This window comes from Roseofilum sp. (assembly GCF_982964205.1).
This window is the reverse complement of sequence record NZ_CEZBFX010000210.1, coordinates 1-3,410: the sequence shown is the minus strand read 5'-3', so window position 1 is coordinate 3,410 and position 3,410 is coordinate 1. Positions and strand designations below refer to the sequence as shown.

The 3,410-nt window shown below is 46.3% G+C and carries 3 protein-coding genes; 2 read left to right on the top strand and 1 reads right to left on the bottom strand.

What is annotated here, in order from left to right; genetic code table 11:
• Window positions 1-372 precede the first annotated feature (372 nt).
• Window positions 373-651, top strand: a complete 279-nt coding sequence (locus AC3A14_RS24365; RefSeq protein WP_318736318.1) for a hypothetical protein — start codon at window positions 373-375, stop codon at window positions 649-651.
• Window positions 652-854: 203 nt separating this feature from the next.
• Window positions 855-2,393: a helicase C-terminal domain-containing protein gene (locus AC3A14_RS24360; RefSeq protein ID WP_318736315.1), complete on the top strand. Its 1,539-nt coding sequence runs from the start codon at window positions 855-857 to the stop codon at window positions 2,391-2,393.
• Here the strand turns inward: AC3A14_RS24360 and pheA are convergent.
• Window positions 2,381-3,244, bottom strand: coding sequence for a prephenate dehydratase (gene pheA / locus AC3A14_RS24355; RefSeq protein WP_318736313.1), 864 nt, complete (start codon window positions 3,242-3,244; stop codon window positions 2,381-2,383). The two genes, AC3A14_RS24360 and pheA, sit on opposite strands and share 13 nt — an antisense overlap.
• Between the last annotated feature and the right edge of the window lie 166 nt (window positions 3,245-3,410).

The following is a 3,410-nucleotide window of genomic DNA, read 5'->3' as shown; positions in this document are numbered from 1 at the left end:
TTGATTGACTGAATTTAATCAAAAAAAACGCTCTCCGCAAGGGGGGCGTTTTTTTGTTTTTTTTATAGGACTGCGCGCTAGGGAATAGGTTATGGTAGCTAGGTTTCAGTGTTGAACCATGTTCTAACCGACTCTTTCTCTACTATAGATCTGGACAATACTATTGAAATTATTTTTACCAGTAGTAGTCTGAGCAAACTAGAGAGCTATCAAGCTTTTGGGAAGATCGAGTATTTTCTTTATACCACTTACGAGAGGTCTGTGAGATGAGTGGCGGTCATGTGCGGAATTTTTTACGCTTATTTCACGATACCTTGAAGCGCACTAAAAGGATGTGATTGGATACGGGATTATTTGATCCATAATCGCAATGTGTCTGATGAGGATAGAACAATTTGTGATGGGATTGAACCTTTACCTTCAGAAATAGGGAGTCCGACTCCAGTTGCTACGTTGAATGTGCCCATACCTGAGAAGTCTGAGCGGCCTGAACCAACTCCTCCTTCTTTTGTGAGTCAACCAACTTCCTCTCCTATGGTTTCGGCAAATCCTGAACCCGATCGCTGGTATTTAGCTGTTCAGCAAGCTGAAAAAGCAGCTCAGTTAGCTCAAGTGAAATCTGACCCTTCCCAAGTAGTACAGGCGCCCTAATGCAAGCGGTTCCTGAAGAGCATCCCGCATACACTACAGCACAACAGAAAATCCAGGAATATCAACAAAATTTAAGCTATTGGCAAGCACAAGAGTAGGGATCAAACCTTAATGACGTGCAGGTTTGACAGCAAGTGTCACAATAAGAAGAGGTAAAGGTTCATCAGCCTCGCCTGACGAGAGTGAGACACGAAGGTAAACCTGTGATTGAGGTGGAAGTCCATCAGCAACTGCGAGCGTTTCTACGCTTGTCTGCGTCACCGTCCTGGCCCCATCAGTTAACGATGGCCCGGTTGGTTGCGCGGGCCATGCGTTTGGGACGCAGTGCTTTAATTCAAACGGGTCGCCCTCTTTATCAAGGACAACCCTATCGGGTGAGTTATTTAGTTCCGTTGCTGATGTGGCCGGGACCAGCTATTTGGGTGGGAGCGGAGGAAATTTTGCAGCAGTTGCAGATGGTGGAAATTCCCCAATTACAGGAGATGTTAGCGCTCAGTTCGGTGAAGTCGGTGGTAGTTGGAGATCGCTGGCCCAATGCTGATTTTTCTGGTATTCTCCTCACAACCCCAGAAAAATTTTTAGGCGATCGCCTCCATCGAGATAACCGAGGACAGCGCTTCCCTCTCAATATTCCCACCCTCATGGATGGTGTAGACGATCTAGAAAACTGGACTAGGCAACAGATCAATCAATGTTTAACCCCCAAAGACTGGACGGAGCTAATGTTAGCCTGTCCCCAACACCGCGATCTGATTCGCGATATCCAAGTTAAGCTCACCAAGTCTATTTTCCAGCATCCTCCCAACCCCTACGAATGCTGTTTATTAACGGAGGAGGATCGAGGGGCGATCGCCAATCTCTTCCATTACTTTGACGAATATCAGCTTATCCTACCCTCTCCTTGGCAACAGTTCACGCTCCCCCCATTGACCTCAGATCATCTGATGTGGGCCGATATTCATCGTTCCACCGGTCAATTTACCCTCTGGTCTGGCCCTGTGGATATCGCCCCGATCCTCAGTCCTATCTGGGCCGATCAACCAGTCGTTTTAATTGGTGAAACCCTCGATCAACAGCAAGATGCAAGTCGCTATTGTGCCCAAATGGGACTCGAAGATATTACTTGCATTCAATTTAATGCTTCGAGCGACCAAGACTTAATCCATCTTTATTTACCCGATCGCCTTCCCCTCCCCAATACGCCCCAATTTCAAACTCAGGTATTGCCAGAAATTCAAGGATTACTCAGTGTCCGAGGAAATCAAGGCAACTTAACCGTTATTTTAGTCACCGATGTCCCCCTAAAAGCCCAAATTGCGGCCACATTAGCTGGTGAATTTGGCTCCAAAGTACAAGTCGAAAAAACGGCATTGGAACCCCATGGAATTTTAGTGTGTGGATGGGAATTTTGGCGATCGCATCAAAGCCTCTTACCCACACCTGGTTTACTCATTATTGTCGCCTTACCCATCCCCTCTTTAGAGCATCCTCTAGTGGCTGGACGAGTGGCGTATTATAAACAACGGCGCTTAGACTGGTTTCGGGAATACCTACTACCGACGGCGATCCAAAACCTGAAACGGGCGATCGCCCCCGTGCGTCCGGGAGTTGTGGCTTTGCTAGATACCCGTGTTCTCCACCGCAGCTATGGTCAAACCATCCTCACCTCCCTCGAACCCATGGCTCGCATCAATTACCGCGACCCCAGTTGGGTAAGGCAAATTTGGGATCAAGAAGGATAAATATCGGTAACGGTATAGCTTCCGAAAATTTTTAATACTTCTGTGTACTCTTCTAATTGTTGAAGTGTCTGTTGGATACTCGGTTCTCTAGCATCAACTTCAATATCAATAAAGAACAAATATTCGCCCAGCGATCGCTTGGTAGGACGAGATTCTATTCGGCTTAAGTTAATCCCTTGATGGGCAAAGACTTCCAGGGGTTTAACCAGCACTCCTGGAATATTGGGTAAGCTAAAGGCGATTGAGGTATGGGTTTTGGGTTCCGAGGAAGCATTCAATCTCACATTAGTATCTGTAGAACTCATGACCCAAAACCGAGTACAGTTATCCGGGCGATCGTTAATGGGATAGGCTAGTATTGGGATTTGATAGAGTTTAGCTGCTCTTTGGGAGGAAATTGCTGCGATCGGTCGATCGGACTGAAGATACTGAATAGACTCTGTGGTGGAGTTGGTGGGAATTAATTTGACTCCTGGTAAATGTTGCTCTAACCATTCTTGACATTGTGCTAAGGCTTGAGGATGGGAATAGACGGTTTTAATCGCTGATAATTCACCCATCTGAGAGAGTAGTCCATGGGTGATGGGTAAGACATAGGCCTGTTGGATGTCTAAACCTTGTAATTGCCATAAACTATCGAGGGTCATCGGAACACTGCCTTCAATAGAATTTTCAATCGGTGCGATCGCCAAATGGGCTTGCTGTTGGGCTACCGCCTGTAAAGTTTGGGCAATACTGGGATAGGGACGTAATTCACTGTCATAACCCTGAGCTTTAAGCTGCTGACTACAGGCGATCGCTGCCGCCTCAGAATACGTCCCTCGTGGCCCTAGATAAGCAATAACAACCATCCTCTCTCCTTGTTAGACTTTTGGCTACTATAGCTTACGGGTAATAGGCATTGGTAACAAGTTGAGGCAATTTGCACCCAACCCAGACCCATTATTAATGATTCAAAACTTAGAGACCGTTTATAAAACAAAAATTAAGAAGATTGGGCCAGACGCGCTAATCTTC